Origin of the sequence: Bradyrhizobium sp. USDA 327 (assembly GCF_041262065.1) — a bacterium.
In the GTDB taxonomy this organism is placed as follows: Bacteria; Pseudomonadota; Alphaproteobacteria; order Rhizobiales; family Xanthobacteraceae; genus Bradyrhizobium; species Bradyrhizobium liaoningense.
In genome coordinates, this window is the sequence record NZ_JBGCCW010000001.1 from 559,358 (window position 1) to 575,673 (window position 16,316).

Consider the following 16,316-nt stretch of genomic DNA (forward strand, 5'->3'; position numbering starts at 1 on the left):
GTTCGATGAGAACGCTTACCAGAAACGCTGACGCGCTTGAGTAGCAGCTGCGATACCGCCGCCACCATATTTGGTGGTGCGGAACGTTGGCGGAAGATTGAGTGATCCGCTTTGGCGAAGGGTTTCGTCACATCAATGCAGGCCAGCCAAAGCCCGAAAACAGATCCGAACCGATGTGAGCGATTTGCGTGAATCAAGGAAGACGCCGTCCGATCTTGAGCGATGATCAGGTGCAGAGCATATCTGCCGCGGATGAACTGCGGGCGCGTGGGGAGGAGTTTTGGCGACGGCGGCTCGAGCAGTTTAGCAGATTGCATCCGCCTTTCGTGTCATCGTCCGTGGCTGCGGCGCCGTCCCGATGGCAGTCGAGTTCATGGTTTAGCCCAAGCGGTTTGGCTATTTCCCCACAAGATCGCTCGGAATATTTGGTAGCAGCTTGGCTGATCTATCTCGCTCGGATCACGGGGCAACAAGAGTTTCAACTGGGATGGAAGCCTGCATGGGACCGATTGCAAACCGGCTCCAAACTCGTGATGGCCTCCGTCGTGCCGATGGATGTTCGCATTGAGCTTGCTCATGATTTTGAAGAAGTACGCAAAACCGTAGCGGCCGAAGTCGCTCAGCTGAGGGCGCACGCTAGCTTTGCCCGAGATCTTATAGCGCGCTGCCCGACATTGCGAGGAGTGGTGGCGCTACGGGCGCGCCAGCCTTGGCCGATTGGCATTGCAATCACGACAGAGAGCTGTCACGCCGCTGATGCTCTGACGACGAACCACAAAGCTGGGCATGCCTTGTGCGGCGATTTGCTGACCTTTGAGGTTTGCGCTCTGGATGGGAGCTTCCGCTGGCATTTTGATGCCGCTCGATTAGCACCGAAGCAGATCGACCGCATGACGCAGCATTTGCAAACTTTGTTACGCGGCGTGATGGCCGATGCTGGGCAGCCTGTCGGCCGAATAGACATTCTGGCCGCCGACGAACGCACGTATCTACTTGAGGATTTGAATCGGACGGCGGCGCCTTATCCGTTTGAGCTATGTATCCATGAGCTGTTCGAGGCGCAGGTGCAAAAGGCACCGGAAGCGGTGGCGGTGGTCTATGAGAAGGAGAGACTGAGCTATGGCGAGCTCAATGCGCGGGCCAACCGGCTGGCGCATCATTTGATCGAGCTCGGGGTCAAGCCGGACCAGCCGGTGGCGATCTGCCTCGAACGCAGCCTGGCGATGGTAGTTGGTCTCTTGGCGATCCTGAAAGCGGGCGGCGCGTATCTGCCGCTAGATCCGGCTTATCCGTCGGCGCGGCTGCGGCAGATTGTTGGCGATGCAGAACCGAAACTGCTGCTTTGCGATGTCGCCGGTCGAACCGCATTGGGCGCCGAAGCCGTGGCCGATGTGACGGTGGTCGATCTGGAGACGGCGACCCCGACTTGGGGCGAGCGGCCGCCTTCGAACCCGGACCCGGGCGCGCTTGGCCTTTCATCGCGCCATCTCGCCTATGTCATCTATACCTCCGGCTCAACCGGAATCCCCAAGGGCGTGGAAATGTCCCATGGCGCGCTTGTGAATTCGCTTGCGGGGATTGGCACGTCAAAACTGCGCACACTTCAATTCGCGACCCTGAACTTCGATGTGTCCTGTCAGGAATTGTTCATCTGTTGGAAGGACGGCGGAGTGCTTGTGCTCGTGCGGGAAGAGACCCGGAGGCACTTCTCCGACCTGCTGGAATTTATAGAGCGGGAGGCGATAGAGCGGCTTTTCCTCCCGTTCGTGGCATTGAATCATTTTGCGGAAGTCTGGAGCGCGCAGCGCGTGCAGCTGCCCTCTTTAAGAGAGCTTTATACAGCCGGCGAGCGATTGCAGGCCACTCCACTGCTTAGGACGTTCTTCGAAGCACATCCGAACGCGAGATTGATCAATCAATATGGGTCCACGGAAATCAGCGTCATTTCCGAGCACCACCTTGCAGCTGATCCGTCATGTTGGCCCCAGATGCCTCACGTCGGGCGTCCAATCGTCAACACGCGGGTGTACCTGCTGGATGGCCATGGCGCGCCCGTGCCGTTCGGTGCGGTCGGCGAGCTTTACATTGGCGGGGCGGGGGTGGCACGGGGCTACCTGAACCGCCCTGAGCTGACCGCCGAGCGGTTCATCGCCAGTCCCTTTGTCGAGGGCGATCGGCTGTACCGGACCGGCGACCTTGCCCGTTATCTGCCGGACGGCAATCTTGAGTTCCTGGGCCGCAACGACGATCAGGTGAAGATTCGCGGCTACCGCATCGAGCCGGGTGAGATCGTCGCGCGGCTCTGCGAGCACGCCTGGGTGCGCGAGGCGGTGGTGCTGGCGCGCGAGAACGACGCCGGTGACAAGCATCTGATCGCCTATGTGGTCTGCGCGCCCGAAGCCGGCTCGGATGAGGGCGGTGGAGGCGGGCTTGCGGGCGCCTTGCGCGCGCACTTAAGTGCGCGACTGCCGGACTACATGGTCCCGAGTGCGTTCGTGCGGCTGGCCGCGCTTCCGCTGACGGTGAACGGCAAGCTCGATCGGAACGCGCTGCCGGCGCCGGCCGATCAGGCCTATGCGCTGGCGGCCTACCAGTCGCCGCAAGGTGCGGTCGAGACGGCGCTGGCGCAGATCTGGGCCGAGCTCCTTGGTGTCGAGCGCATCGGGCGCAACGACCACTTCTTCGAACTGGGCGGCCACTCGCTCTTGGCCGTGCAGATGTCGAGCCGGCTGTCACAGGCTGTCGGGGTCGAACTGCCACTGTCGACGCTGTTCGCAAGGCCAGTGTTGAGTGACCTGGCGGCAAGCATCGTCGAGCTGTTGAGCTGCTCGGGTCCGCAAGAGCTGCCGTCGATTGCAGCCGTGTCGCGGCATGAGCCGCTTGTGCTGTCGTTTGCGCAGCAGCGGCTATGGTTTTTGGCTCAGCTGAACGAAGGCAGCACCAACTATCACATTCCGCTGGCCTTGCGATTGCGCGGGATGCTCGACCGCAGCGCCTGGCAGCGCAGCCTTAACCGTCTGTTTGCACGTCATGAGGCGCTGCGCAGTGTGTTTGTCGCGACCCAGGGCAAGCCCCGGGTTGAGGTTTTGCCGCCGGACGCGGGTCTGCCAATAGTTGAGCATGATCTGCGGGAGAGATCGGATGCGGAAGCGGCATTTTTGGATCTGTGCCATGAAGAGGGGCGCACGCCATTCGATCTTGCGCGCGGTCCGCTGATCCGCGGTCGGCTGATCCGCACCGCCGACGAGGAACACGTCTTCCTGCTGACCCAGCATCACATCGTCTCGGACGGTTGGTCGATGGGCGTGCTGCTGCGTGAACTTAGCCAGCTCTACCGGGCATTCCAGGCCGGGCAGGACGATCCTCTGCCGCCGCTTGCGATCCAATATCCGGATTACGCCGCCTGGCAACGCCAATGGCTGTCGGGGGAACGGTTGCAGCAGCAGGCGCAGTATTGGCGCAGCGCGCTGGCGGGCACAGCCCGTCTTGTCTTGCCGACGGACCATGCGCGGCCTGCCCAGCAGTCGTTTGCCGCGGCCGCGGTCCCGATCACCGTCGATGCGGATTTGACGCGGGAGCTGAAGCGGCTGAGCCTGCAGCATGGCTCGACGTTGTTCATGACGGTGCTGGCGGCCTGGGCGGCGGTGCTGTCGCGTCTGTCCGGGCAGGACGATCTTGTGATTGGCGTGCCGAGCGCCAATCGGGGGCACCGCGAGATCGAAGAGCTGATCGGCTTCTTCGTCAACACTCTGGCGCTTCGGCTGGACCTGTCGGGCAAGCCGCGCGTGTCGGAGCTTCTGGAGCGGACGCGGCGCACGGTGCTGGCTGCGCAGGAGCATCAGGACCTGCCGTTCGAGCAGGTGGTGGAGATCGTGCAGCCGCCCCGGGCTCTTGATCACACACCGTTGTTCCAGGTGATGCTGGCCTGGGAGAACAATGCGGTTGGGCCATTGGACCTGCCGGGGCTGAGTGTCGAAGCTGCCGGGGAGGAGATTGATCAGGCCAAGTTCGATCTGGAGCTGAGCCTTGGCGAGCATGGCGAGGAGATCGCCGGAACGCTGGGTTATGCCACGGCGCTGTTTGATCAGGCGACGATCGAGCGGCAGCGTGGTTATCTGCTGGCGCTGCTGCGGGCGATGGCAGCCGATGCGCAGCAAGAGGTCCACCGGATTGAGCTGCTCTCGACTGCCGAGCGCACGTATCTGCTGGAGGAGCTGAACCGGACGGCGGCGCCGTATCCTGCGGAGCGGTGCATCCACGAGCTGTTTGAAGTGCAGGTGCACAAGGCGCCGGATGCGGTGGCGTGGTCTGCGAAGATGAGCAACTGAGCTATGCCGAGCTCAATGTGCGGGCCAACCGCCTGGCGCATCACTTGATCGCCCTCGGGGTCAGGCCGGACCAGCCGGTTGCGATCTGCGTCGAGCGCAGTCCGATGATGGTGGTGGGGCTTTTGGCGATCCTCAAGGCCGGCGGGTCGTATATGCCGCTGGATCCGGCCTATCCGTCGGCGCGGCTGCATCAGGTGCTCGACGATGCGGCGCCGCCGCTGCTGCTGGCCGATGTGGCCGGCCGTGCCGCCTTCGGCGCGGATGTGCCGGCCAAGGTGAGCGTGGTGGAGCTCGATGCTGCGGCGCCGGCCTGGGCCAGCCTGCCGGAAGCGGATCCTGATCGGCGCGCGCTCAGCCTGACCTCCCGCAATCTCGCCTATGTGATCTACACCTCGGGATCCACCGGCAGGCCAAAAGGGGCACAGAATGAGCATCGGGCTATCGTTAATCGCCTGATCTGGATGCAGGACGCCTATGGTCTGAAACCAACAGACGTCGTGTTGCAGAAGACGCCATTTAGCTTCGATGTCTCGGCCTGGGAGTTCTTTTGGACTTTGCTTGAAGGGGCAACGCTGGTACTGGCGCCGCCCGGTGCGCACAGAGATCCCGATACGTTGGTCGACTTGATCGTCAGCCAGCGCATCACGACGGTTCACTTCGTGCCATCCATGCTGGTCAGCTTTTTGGATGCGAAGAGTGTTGACCGCTGCACATCGCTGCGGCAGGTTTTATGCAGCGGCGAGGCGCTCCCTGCCGCCAGTGTGTATAGGGTTCGGCGCGTATTGCCCTGGACGGCCCTGCACAATCTTTACGGTCCGACTGAAGCCGCGATCGACGTGACATCCTGGAGCTGCCCGGCTGAGTTTGATGAGGCCATCGTCCCGATTGGCCGCCCTATTGCCAACACGCGGGTCTACTTGCTGGATGGTCATGGCGCGCCTGTGCCGTTCGGTGCGGTGGGCGAGCTCTGCATTGGCGGGGCGGGGGTGGCGCGGGGCTACCTGAACCGCCCTGAGCTGACCGCGGAGCGGTTCATCCCCAGTCCCTTTGTCGAGGGCGACCGGCTGTACCGGACCGGCGACCTGGCGCGCTACCTGCCGGACGGCAATCTGGAGTTTTTAGGGCGCAACGACGACCAGGTAAAGATTCGCGGCTTCCGCATCGAACCGGGCGAGATTGCGGCGCGGCTTTGCGAGCATGCCTCCGTGCGCGAGGCGGTGGTGGTGGCGCGCGAGGATGGTGGCGGCGAGCAGCGGCTCGTTGCGTATGTCGTTGCCGCCGGAGCTGAGGAATCTGATCTTGCCGGCGGTTTGCGGGCGCATGTGAGTGCGGGGCTGCCGGACTACATGGTCCCGAGTGCGTTCGTGCGGCTGGCGGCGCTTCCGCTGACGCTGAACGGCAAGCTCGATCGAAAAGCGCTACCGGCCCCGGGCGACGAGGCATATGCGCGGCGGACCTACGCGCCGCCTCAGGGCGAGATGGAGACGGTGCTGGCGCAGATCTGGGCCGAGCTGCTGGGGCTGGAGCGGGTCGGACGGCACGACAACTTCTTCGAACTGGGAGGGCACTCGCTCTTGGCGGTGCAGATGATGGAGCATCTGCGGCGGCGGTCACTGCGCATCGAGGTGCGCACCTTGTTCGTCAAGCCAGTGCTCGCGGATCTGGCCGCACGCCTGGGCCGCCATCACGAGGTGGCAGTCCCGGCCAACCTGATCACCGAGCGGAGCGTGGCGATAACGCCGGAGATGTTGCCGCTGATCGAGCTCGCGCAGGACGAGATCGACCGGATCATCGCCACGGTACCCGGCGGGGTTTGCAACATCCAGGACATTTACGGTCTGTCGCCGCTGCAGGACGGCATCCTGTTCCATCATTTGCTAGCGGCAAAGGGCGATCCATACCTCCTGGTGTCGCAGATGGCGTTTGCCGAGCGTGGGCTGCTCGCGCGCTATCTTGCCGCGATCCAGCGGGTGGTAGATCGGCATGACATCCTGCGTACCTCGTTTGTCTGGGAGGGGTTGTCGCGGCCGGTCCAGGTGGTGTGGCGGAAGGCGCGACTGGAGGTGATCGAGGTCCAGCTGGATGGCGCTGATGGCGCTGGCGCTGAGCAGCTCAGGAACCGGTTTGATCCGCGCCGGCACCGCATCGAGCTCGGCCGGGCGCCACTGCTGCGGTTTGTGATTGCGCGCGAGCCCGGCAGCGCGCGCTGGCTGTTGCCGGAGCTGCAGCATCATCTGATCGGGGATCACGCAACCCGGGACGTGATGCATGCTGAAGTCCGGGCCAAGCTGGAGGGGCGCGAGCATGAGCTGACGGCGCCGCAGCCATTCCGCAATCTGGTGGCGCAGGCGCATCTACGCGGTGATGCCAAGGCGGATGAAGCGTTCTTCCGGGAGCTGCTGGCCGGCATCGACGAGCCGACCACGCCCTTCAACTTGAGCGAGGTGCGCGGCGACGGCGGCGGGGTTCGTGAGGCGTATCGGATGCTGCCGCCAGCGCTCCATGCGCGGCTGGCGGAACAGGCGCGGCGGCTGGGCGTGAGTCTGGCGAGCCTGTGCCATCTGGCGTGGGGGCAGGTGGTGGCGCGCAGCAGCGGCCGCGAGCAGGTGGTGTTCGGCACGGTGCTGCTGGGCCGCCTGCAGGGCAGCGCCGGCGCCGACCGCGCCATGGGACTGTTCATCAACACCCTGCCGCTGCGGCTTGATCTTGATGGGACCGCCGTCGAGGCGAGCGTGCGGACCACGCACGCCCGGCTGGCCGAGCTGCTGACACATGAGCATGCCTCGCTTGCGCTGGCGCAGCGCTGCAGCGCTATTGCGGCGTCGGCGCCGCTGTTCAGCACGCTGTTGAACTATCGTCACAACAAGGCGCCGGCTGTGCCCGGCTCCGGGACGGATGATGTCTTGTCGGGTATGGAATGGCTGGGCGGGGAGGAACGCACTAACTATCCGCTGACCCTGTCGGTTGAGGATTTTGGCGAGGCGCTGGGCCTCACTGTGCAGGTGGCGGAGCCAATCTCGGCGGATCGGATCTGCGGCTACATGCAGCGGTCGCTCGAGCAGCTGGCAGAGGCGCTGGAGCATGCCCCGGATACGCCGGTACGCGAGCTCGACATCTTGCCGGCTGAGGAGCGCACCTATCTGCTGGAGGATCTGAACCGGACGGAAGAGGCCTATCCAACAGAGCAGTGCGTCCATGAGCTGTTCGAGGCGCAGGTGCAAAAGGCGCCGGAGGCGGTGGCGCTGGTCTGCGAAAACGAGCGGCTGAGCTATGGCGAGCTCAACGCGCGGGCCAACCGGCTGGCGCATCTTCTGATCGAGCTTGGGGTCAAGCCGGACCAGCCGGTGGCAATCTGCCTCGAACGCAGCCTGATGATGATGGTTGGCATCTTGGCGATCCTGAAGGCGGGCGGTGCCTATCTGCCGCTGGACCCAGCCTATCCCAGCGAGCGGCTGCGTCAGGTTGTCAACGATGCCGCGCCGCGGCTGCTGCTATGCGACGTCGTCGGTCGCGCAGCACTCGGCCCCGAAGTGCTGACCGAGGTGACGGTCATTGATCTGGAGACGGCCACGCCCGCCTGGGCCGAACGGCCGGCTTCGAACCCAGACCGGCACACGCTTGGCCTCACATCCGGCCATCTCGCTTATGTGATCTACACCTCAGGCTCAACCGGAACCCCAAAGGGGGTCATGGTCCAGCATCGGGGGTTGGTCAATCTGCTGTCGGCTCAGGTCGGCCTCTTTGGCGCTTCTTCCAACAGCCGAGTCGTGCAGTTCGCCTCCATCGCTTTTGATGCAAGCGCTTGGGAGCTTCTTATGGCGTTTGGCTCCGGAGCGGCTTTGCACTTGCCTGCGGAAGAGATCCGTCAAGCGAGGAACAAGCTATCGGATTATCTCCGAAGCGAAGCCATCACCCACGCGACACTACCCCCAGCGTTGCTTCAGACGAGCAAGGATCCGGAACGTTTGGCTGCGCAAGTTCTCATTCTTGCCGGAGAGCTGCCTAAGCCTGAACTCATCCGAAGTCTGGCCCCAGCATCAATGGTCAATGCTTATGGCCCGACCGAGGCAACAGTCTGCGCGACGATCTGGACTTGCCCGGCTGATTTCAATGGGTCGGTGGTCCCGATCGGGCGCCCAATTGCCAACACGCGGGTGTACCTGCTGGATGGCCATGGCGCGCCCGTGCCGTTCGGTGCGGTGGGCGAGCTTTACATTGGCGGGGCGGGGGTGGCGCGGGGCTACCTCAACCGCCCTGAGCTGACCGCCGAGCGGTTCATCGCCAGTCCCTTTGTCGAGGGCGATCGGCTGTACCGGACCGGCGACCTTGCCCGTTATCTGCCGGACGGCAATCTTGAGTTCCTGGGCCGCAACGACGATCAGGTGAAGATTCGCGGCTACCGCATCGAGCCGGGTGAGATCGTCGCGCGGCTTTGCGAGCACGCCTGGGTGCGCGAGGCGGTGGTGCTGGCGCGCCAGAACGGCGGCGGCCACAAGCATCTGATCGCCTATGTGGTCTGCGCGCCCGAGGCCGGCTCGGATGAGGGCGGTGGAGGCGCGCTTGCGGGCGCCTTGCGCGCGCACTTAAGTGCGCGACTGCCGGACTACATGGTGCCGAGTGCGTTCGTGCGGCTGGCCGCGCTTCCGCTGACGGTGAACGGCAAGCTCGATCGGAACGCACTGCCGGCGCCGTCCGATCAGGCCTATGCGCTGGCGGCCTACCAGTTACCGCAAGGTGAGGTCGAGACGGCGCTGGCGCAGATCTGGGCCGAGCTCCTTGGTGTCGAGCGCATCGGGCGCAACGACCACTTCTTCGAACTGGGCGGCTACTCGCTCTTGGCCGTGCAGATGCTCGGTCGAGCATCAAATCTTGGGTTGAGTTTTAGCGCCACCGACCTCTTCCGCGCACCTGTTCTGAAGGAACTCGCATCGCAGATTTGTTTTCAAGTGCAGCCCAGTAACTCGGCGGTGATTTCCGTTCGACCGAACGGATCGCAACCACCGCTCTTCTTTGTCCCGTCAGGCTTTGGAGATTGTTCGTATGTCCTCGGTTTGGCGGCGGAAATGGATGCAGACTGCTCAGTCTACGCTCTGCCATGGCCACCTTTCGATGACGTTCGTCCACCGACTTTTGAGGCGATGGCCGCGGAGGTGATTGTTGCGATTAAACAGATCCAGCCACGTGGCCCATACCGCTTTGCTGGATACTCATCAGGTGCAATCCTGGCTTATGCAATTGCCGAGCGATTACTGAGTAGTGATGAAGTTGTGTCGTTCATGGCCTTCATCGATGTCAGTCTACCTGGGGCTTCTTCGAACGCATCACTGAAGAATTTGGCGCGAGAGTTTGTTTTGGATCGTTGTGGAACCTTGCGCGATGAATATCGCGAGGTTTTAGAACGCGACACGGAACAATGTTCCATCTCTGAGTTGCTCGAAAAGGCGCAGCAAACAGGAGCGTTAGCTCCAGATCACGATCTTCACAGTGACGTCTCGATGTATCAAAGGGCCGCGGCATTTCAACGGGCGCTACAATCGTATCGCATTCCGTCGCTCCCAATTGAAATATACCAGTTTTATGCCAGTGAGCCTCTTAGTCGTTGGGTACCGCCTGACAAGCAATCTGGTCGCGATGCAAACCTGCCAAAGCTTGGCTGGGACCTGGTCGTCGATGCGGGGGCCATTCATGCGGTACCTGTTCCAGGCAACCACGCGACAATGGTGAGCAACCCAGAAAACCGCCAAGTTCTCGCTCATGCTATTTCAACGGCCCTAATCGGCACTCTTGAATAGGCTCAAAGAATTTCTCCGAAGGCTCAGGTTCGAAGTTTCGTTTCTAGACTAGCCCCAAATATCCATCCCACAAGACAGACCGGGAGTAGATGTTGCGGGTAATCGTACCCGACGATGTTCCATTCAGCGACGCTGACGACGACACGTGCCCGAATGTGTTGATAGTCCCGTTCGTGGTGGAGGGACCTGAATACGGGCCACTCAAGATCGGTCCAGCATACTGCTGCTGGACCGCAGTGTCACCGACGTTCAGGACTAGCACGCCATCAATGTTGTTGGTCGCAAGCCCCTGACGAATTTCTGCATGGTGTACGTCCGCATTGGTGGAAACAACACCAACCCATCTTCAGCAACGACGCCGGCTTTCTTCCTTCCTCTGAGATAGTCGCCTGAATGCTAGAAACTAGAGCGGGGGCCCGCGACGTAAGCGGCTATCCGATTGACCGGTTCGGAGGGAAGGTCCCGGCCTGCATACCTTTTGTATGGATGTTGTGATGCATCCTGCTAGTGTCGTCGCCGCAACGGCTAAGGCGAGGAGCGCAACCCCCCAGTGAAGAAATCGCTGAACTGAACCAGCCCCGCCCCACAACAACTATCGAGTTATCTTTTTTCGATACTCGTCTATCATTGCTGTCGTAACATCACCCAGGTAGCACAGCGGTGCCGCGCCGCCCGGCCGCGAATAGGCGCTTCTGCTGCCGCATGCCCGGCCATTGCGCATCGTGTCATCCGGGCAGGCGCAGGGTCTGCCGGTTGCGTGATATTGATCCCGGCTGGCCTTAATCAGGATCGCGGCGATGGCCGCGGCGGTCAGCGCAACTTCGATCTTGCGTTTTGTGTCGGTTTGCTGTGGGGCGGGATCTTGCGGTGTCTTGGGTATTGCGGTGGCGCCACGCGGGCCGGGCGGAGCAGTCTTGGAAGCTTGCGGCTGCGAAGGGCTGCCCGGCACCGCCGTTAGCGCGAGCGGACTTGCTGGGGGGCTGGTTAGCTGCGCTACCATTGCAGGCGCAGAAGTAGAGGGTCGCCCGTCCTGACGGCCGACGGAATAAGCTCCTATGGCTGTAAGGCCCAGAAGCACGATCACAGTCCAGCCCCGCATGAGGACATTCAAGCGAAGCCGGAGCGATCGGGCAAGTTGCAAATTGTAAATCGAAGGCAAGCCCCCGTATTTTCCCGGAAGTGGCCTTGATGGAGGATTAATTGGGCACGGCCCGTCCGGCCAAAAGCGCATGCTTAGACGTTCGTCGTGTTGTTTCGAATGAGCTTCGGACACGAAAACGTACCGGCGTTTATGCTGTACAAATGAACAGGCGTGCCGACCTTCTGGGTGATTTCGCCTTTGAGACGTTGCGGCGCGCGTGAAACCCGAATGCATTCCATTCGAGATCGAAACGGCGGTCGAGTCTATTGCAATGGTTTGCCGTCGTCACCGGCGTTGGCTCAAGGGCCTGTATGATCCGGCGGTGTTTACCGGCACCGCCCGAAGGTACATCGCAGCGTTCGGGAAATAGCACTCGATAGCTGATTGGTTGCGCCTCGGAGGTGAGATCAATTTTCCTGAAAGTGCGGTAGTTGCTGCGGGCGATCCTAACCGCGACCGAAGCTTTTCACGCCGTCCGCATGTTAGCTTTGCAGGTCAAGGCTCGCGAGCCGCTGCCGGTCCAGAATCACGATCTCGCGTTGGGTATTGCCGATGAAATCGAGGACACCATCAGTGTGCAATTGCGACACTGCACGCGAAACGGTTTCGACGGTCAAACCAAGGTAATCGGCGATGTCGCGCCGAGACATTGGGAGCGAGATCACGTCAGCAGCCGTGAGTCGTTCATCCATCTCGTGCAAGAACGCGGCAACGCGCTCCAGAGCAGTTTTACGTCCGAGCAGCAGCATATGGTCTTCGGCGTGTTGCAAGTTATTCGTCGTCAAGCTGAGCAAGGTGCGCCAGACAACCGCGTCATTCTCGGCGACCGTCTCAAGGTGTTGCCGCCTGATCAGGCGAACAGCGGTTTGGATGATCGCTTCCGCCCTAAATCGGTGGACTCCGCCGTTCTCGAGTCCAAAAATATCACCCGGCAAATGAAATGCGCCAATCTGGCGCCGCCCATCGGAGAGTAATTTGCAGGTCCGTACCGCGCCTTTCCTGACCTGGTAGACGTACTCGGCTGGCTCACTCTCGATGTAGATGGTTTTACCTTTCTTGTAAGTGAATTCACTCAAGCTGACGATCGGATTCGAGCCGCTCGATATGCCGAGCTCACTGAGCGAATTGATTAGGGATCTATGGTCTGTGGTGATGCTCACGAACATGGTCCGACACTCCTGAACCAGAATATACGAAGGGGAGCCTCGCGAATTGATCCGGCGCAATCTATGGATGTCATTGTAACAAGCGGCCATGAAGAGGAGAAGTCGTGTCATTGTGACGCAGTGCGCGCGCAGCAGTTGAGGTGACGCAATGTGTTGTCATCCGGTCGAGGGGGGCCCCGCAACGCGCGTCGGAGCGAACGAAGCGATCATGGATTGAGTGCCATACGAGTGTTCTGCTGCGCGAAGGCGACAAGTCGCGCTTAAAAGATGCGTTTCACTGCGGAGTATCTTTGAAAGGCGGCTTCGGATCGCGAGCGAGTGTGTCCAAGACCAAGGACGGGTGCGGATAATCGGCTCCGGCCCTCTTAAGCCCACCCTGATATCCAACGTCTGCTCAAGAGCCCCCGTCGAGGCTCTGCCACGGGTGATTGTCTCGCTGACGATGGTCCAACTGGACCCGACACCGGCAATTGACTAAGATCAAACCTCTAATACGGATGCTCTATCCTTCAGCGAATTAAGGAGGCAAGAGATCTCATGCCTTACCTTCTCGCTACCGGAATCCTAGCACTTCCTATCCTCGTCAGCTTTGGATCAGATTTGACCGCTGCTTCACGGGTTCATTCGTACACCCCACCGGCTCGCCAAGACGTTTATTGCCTGCAGGGCCGAGCCTGGGGATATCCGGGCAACTGCCAGTTCTCGACCTACAGTCAGTGCATGGCTACCGCATCCGGCACCTACGCTTATTGCGGTATCAATCCGATGTACGCCTTCGAGCGACAGGGAAGGCAATTGCGCTGAGGCGAACGTCGTCAGGTCAGCCAAGCAGCGTTGGATGACGGACGGACCGTTCAGACTCGTGTCGCGGTTCGCTCGACCCCAGCCGCTGAATCGGCTGATTGGTCCGTTCGTTCGACTGCGCCCGGTGCCATCCTTGCATCTGGACGGCGATATCCGCTCCTGGGGCGGGGCGACACTATTCGAAACGGATCTTCTGGCTCAGATCTCTCGGAAGATAGCAGAAGGCCCGCGCTCTTCCCAGTACTGTCTCAATCTGTCTCAGAGTTCAGCGCGGCGTGCAGCCGAGCCTTCTCCAACCGAGACCTGAGTCCATTCAAACAGGCGGCCAGTTTGGCGAACTCCTGAATGCTGACATAATCAAAGACGAACTGCTCAACCTCTTTCTGCTGCTCGTAAGGATCTTGCGAGCGATGCCCGTGAGCGACAAAAGGACGTACCTGGCATCATTCATGTCGGATTTCCGGCGCACGAACTGCTTACCTCAAGCTCCCTCGATTGCTTGGTGATGAAACCCGACTCGACTCTCATCAGCTTCGCGACAGCATTGACGGGAACACCATCTTCTTCCAGCTCCGTCAGAGCCATCAAGATCATCATTTGCGGACCAGTAATGCCAAGCGCATTCGCGTGGTAGGACCGAAGATCGCAAGACATACGTCGATTGATCTGATCTACCATGTAAAGCGCCTGAGTAGATCCTGACTGACGCGCGGCGCCTTCCGGGAGCGTGTTGCCAATGCAGGCAGCTTGGGTGGCATCTGATCTCAGGAGCTCCAGCCTCAAAATATTGCTTGCTGGCTGGCTGGCTTCAGCAAAGAGGACCGGTCCTCGCTGATCACTTTGACGCGCCCAAAGCGCCCCGATCAATCAGTCGCCACAGCTAGACCATTCGTTCCGGTTCGATTTATGAGGATATTGCCCCCTCCCCAGTGGCGATCACCATAGCTTCAACCCAAGATCGAGGCCATCAAAAGTACGCCTAGCGACGTTGATGGACAGGATCGGAGAGGTCGTCGACGGGCAGTGGCGGAAATTCGCCATTTATAGGCCCGTCAGGAAACCCTTGCAAAATTATAGCAGTAGTGCTATAAGAGAAGGGCGAATGACCACACAGAAGCCCGTAGTTTGGATCGGATCGTCAAAGGACGATCTACGAGCTTTCCCGGACGAGGTTCGCCGCGTCATGGGGTTTGCGATCAATGATGCACAAAACGGCGACGAGCATCCTCGTGCCAAGGCCTTAAAGGGCTTTGGTGGCCGGAGTGTACTGGAGGTCATCGACGATGAAGATGGCGATACGTTCCGTGCCGTCTACACCGTACGCTTCGCTGGCGTTATCTATGTCCTTCATGCCTTCCAAAAGAAGTCGAAGAAGGGGATTGAGACTCCGAAGCACGACATCTTGGTAATTCAGGCCCGGTTGAAGGCAGCCGAGGCTCATTACCAAGAGAACTACGGAAAAGGAGGCAAGAAATGAGTAAGGCAATTAAAGCAACCGCAGGCAGCGATAATATTTTCGCTGACCTTGGCTTTGCCAATCCTGAGGAAGAACTCCTCAAAGCCAAACTTATTCGTGAGCTTCGTGCGATCATCAAACGTCGCAAGTTGACTCAGACAAAGGCTGCCGAACTGCTAGGCCTTAAACAGCCTGATGTATCTGCCCTAGTGACCGGCCGCGTAGGGAAGTTCTCGATCGACAGGATTGTTCGATGCCTAGATCGGCTTAATTATCGTGTGGACGTCGTTATCCGTCATAAGCCCGTTCGTCGCGCATCCTCGCGAGCTGCGGCCTAAGAGTGGGAATGGATGGATATTGACGAACTTCGGGATGCTGAAATCCAGCTACATGGTTTGACCAAGGCCGACGGCGTCTATACGTTTTATCACGATGAGACCAACAATATCCGCAAGTTGTATATTGACGATGGACGTTTGAACGTTGCTGAGCTGAAGGTATTCGTCCTCGGCGGCATTGTGCATGAAGGAGCACCGCGACCGATTGAGATTCAATCGCTTCGAGAAGCGATGCGTATCCAGAAGACGGCTCCGGAAATCAAACTGGAGCATGTCGCCAAGGGTAACTTTCTTGACGTTCTTCGCTCCCGAAAGCTGACCACGTTCCTTCGATGGCTTATCGATAACGGGTTGATGATCCACTATCACGAGCTGGATCCATTCTACTGGTCAGTTGCAGATATCATCGATTCGATCGTGCCTGAACTTGGCAATCCGATGCTCTTGCAATACCACGTCTTGCTGAAAAGCGACCTCGTCGCAGTGCTGCGCTGCGAACTGGCCGCAACCATCCAGCTATTTCACGATTTCGGCTATCCGGGGTTATCACCCGAGGGGCGGAGACCCTTCCTCGACAGGCTCATTGAGATTCTCGAACGTAACAGTGATGTCCTCCGGCATTTCAATGCAATGATGTTGAAAGGTGTACTGCAGGCCGGACGGGCGCTGGAGAGTCTGGAGTTCATTGAAGGTTATTACCCGAACCTGCTCATCGATGAGTTCAGTACCTTTTACCAGGGACGTATCGCGATCTTCAAGAATTCGACCCACATCTTCGACATGGAGAAGGTCATCCACGACCGCCTGCTGGAAACACCTCTGACCAGCCAGGGGAAACCGGTTGCGAACTTCCGATTTGCGGATTCCAAAGCCGAGCTAGGGCTTCAGATCTCAGACGTTATTGTGGGCGTCTTAGGAAAGATGCACACCTACTTTACGAACACGGGTCATGAGGACGTCGCTGCGGATCGAGAGGCTCTGGCCGGGACGAGCCTGGAGAACGCAAAACTCTTGTCGGACCTCATCTCAGCTTCGCATGCAGCCAATGTCACGTTCCTTCATCATGTCGCCAGTGTGCACGACATAGATAAGCTTGATCTGTTTCTTCGCTTTCCAGATGGGGCTCACGTTGCATGAACGAGGCGATCAATAATCGGCATTCGCGAGGGTGGGATACTTCGAACTTCTCAGCTGAACGTCGGGAGTATTTAGATGGTGATCTTGCCTTTGAAGCAATTGCAAGATCTATAGCGTCAGAGCTGGCCCCGGTTGTTTGGACAGCGCCCCGCTG

At 60.0% G+C, this 16,316-nt stretch carries 8 protein-coding genes; 6 read left to right on the plus strand and 2 right to left on the minus strand.

Annotated features, from left to right (window positions below):
• The first annotated feature begins 215 nt into the window (after positions 1 to 215).
• Entirely contained in the window at positions 216 to 4,328 is a 4,113-nt protein-coding gene (locus tag ABIA42_RS02400; protein ID WP_370115702.1) for an amino acid adenylation domain-containing protein, read from the plus strand.
• Positions 4,304 to 10,120, plus strand: coding sequence for an amino acid adenylation domain-containing protein (locus tag ABIA42_RS02405; protein ID WP_370115701.1), 5,817 nt, complete (start codon positions 4,304 to 4,306; stop codon positions 10,118 to 10,120). The genes ABIA42_RS02400 and ABIA42_RS02405 overlap by 25 nt, the downstream gene beginning before the upstream one ends.
• Positions 10,121 to 11,743: 1,623 nt before the next feature.
• Here the strand turns inward: ABIA42_RS02405 and ABIA42_RS02410 are convergent.
• A complete protein-coding gene (locus ABIA42_RS02410) occupies positions 11,744 to 12,427 on the minus strand; it encodes a helix-turn-helix domain-containing protein (protein ID WP_026312933.1) in 684 nt (227 codons plus the stop codon).
• Between the two features lie 537 nt (positions 12,428 to 12,964).
• Between ABIA42_RS02410 and ABIA42_RS02415 the strand changes: the two genes are divergently transcribed.
• Positions 12,965 to 13,231: a DUF3551 domain-containing protein gene (locus tag ABIA42_RS02415; protein WP_018648598.1), complete on the plus strand. Its 267-nt coding sequence runs from the start codon at positions 12,965 to 12,967 to the stop codon at positions 13,229 to 13,231.
• A 447-nt stretch (positions 13,232 to 13,678) separates the two neighbouring features.
• On the opposite strand, the gene ABIA42_RS02420 is transcribed toward ABIA42_RS02415, so the two are convergent.
• Positions 13,679 to 14,098 (minus strand): hypothetical protein, encoded by a 420-nt coding sequence (locus ABIA42_RS02420; protein ID WP_223153697.1) that lies wholly within the window; start codon positions 14,096 to 14,098, stop codon positions 13,679 to 13,681.
• Between the two features lie 235 nt (positions 14,099 to 14,333).
• On the opposite strand from ABIA42_RS02420, the gene ABIA42_RS02425 reads away from it, so the two are divergent.
• From ABIA42_RS02425 to ABIA42_RS02435, 3 genes are read left to right on the plus strand one after another with little or no spacing between them, the layout of a single operon-like run.
• Entirely contained in the window at positions 14,334 to 14,708 is a 375-nt protein-coding gene (locus tag ABIA42_RS02425) for a type II toxin-antitoxin system RelE/ParE family toxin (RefSeq protein WP_014497752.1), read from the plus strand.
• The gene (locus tag ABIA42_RS02430) at positions 14,705 to 15,025 is read left to right on the plus strand and encodes a helix-turn-helix domain-containing protein (RefSeq protein WP_011084909.1); all 321 of its coding nucleotides are present in this window, start codon (positions 14,705 to 14,707) and stop codon (positions 15,023 to 15,025) included. Before ABIA42_RS02425 ends, ABIA42_RS02430 begins: the two co-directional genes overlap by 4 nt.
• A 12-nt stretch (positions 15,026 to 15,037) precedes the next feature.
• Entirely contained in the window at positions 15,038 to 16,162 is a 1,125-nt protein-coding gene (locus ABIA42_RS02435) for a DUF3800 domain-containing protein (RefSeq protein WP_011084910.1), read from the plus strand.
• Positions 16,163 to 16,316: the final 154 nt, after the last annotated feature.

Bases quoted from the DNA above. Each gene is read 5' to 3' on its own strand.
- ABIA42_RS02410 (WP_026312933.1), bottom strand. From the start codon at position 12,427: ATGTTCGTGAGCATCACCACAGACCATAGATCCCTAATCAATTCGCTC.
- ABIA42_RS02415 (WP_018648598.1), top strand. From the start codon at position 12,965: ATGCCTTACCTTCTCGCTACCGGAATCCTAGCACTTCCTATCCTCGTC.
- ABIA42_RS02435 (WP_011084910.1), top strand. From the start codon at position 15,038: ATGGATATTGACGAACTTCGGGATGCTGAAATCCAGCTACATGGTTTG.
- ABIA42_RS02430 (WP_011084909.1), top strand. From the start codon at position 14,705: ATGAGTAAGGCAATTAAAGCAACCGCAGGCAGCGATAATATTTTCGCT.
- ABIA42_RS02425 (WP_014497752.1), top strand. From the start codon at position 14,334: ATGACCACACAGAAGCCCGTAGTTTGGATCGGATCGTCAAAGGACGAT.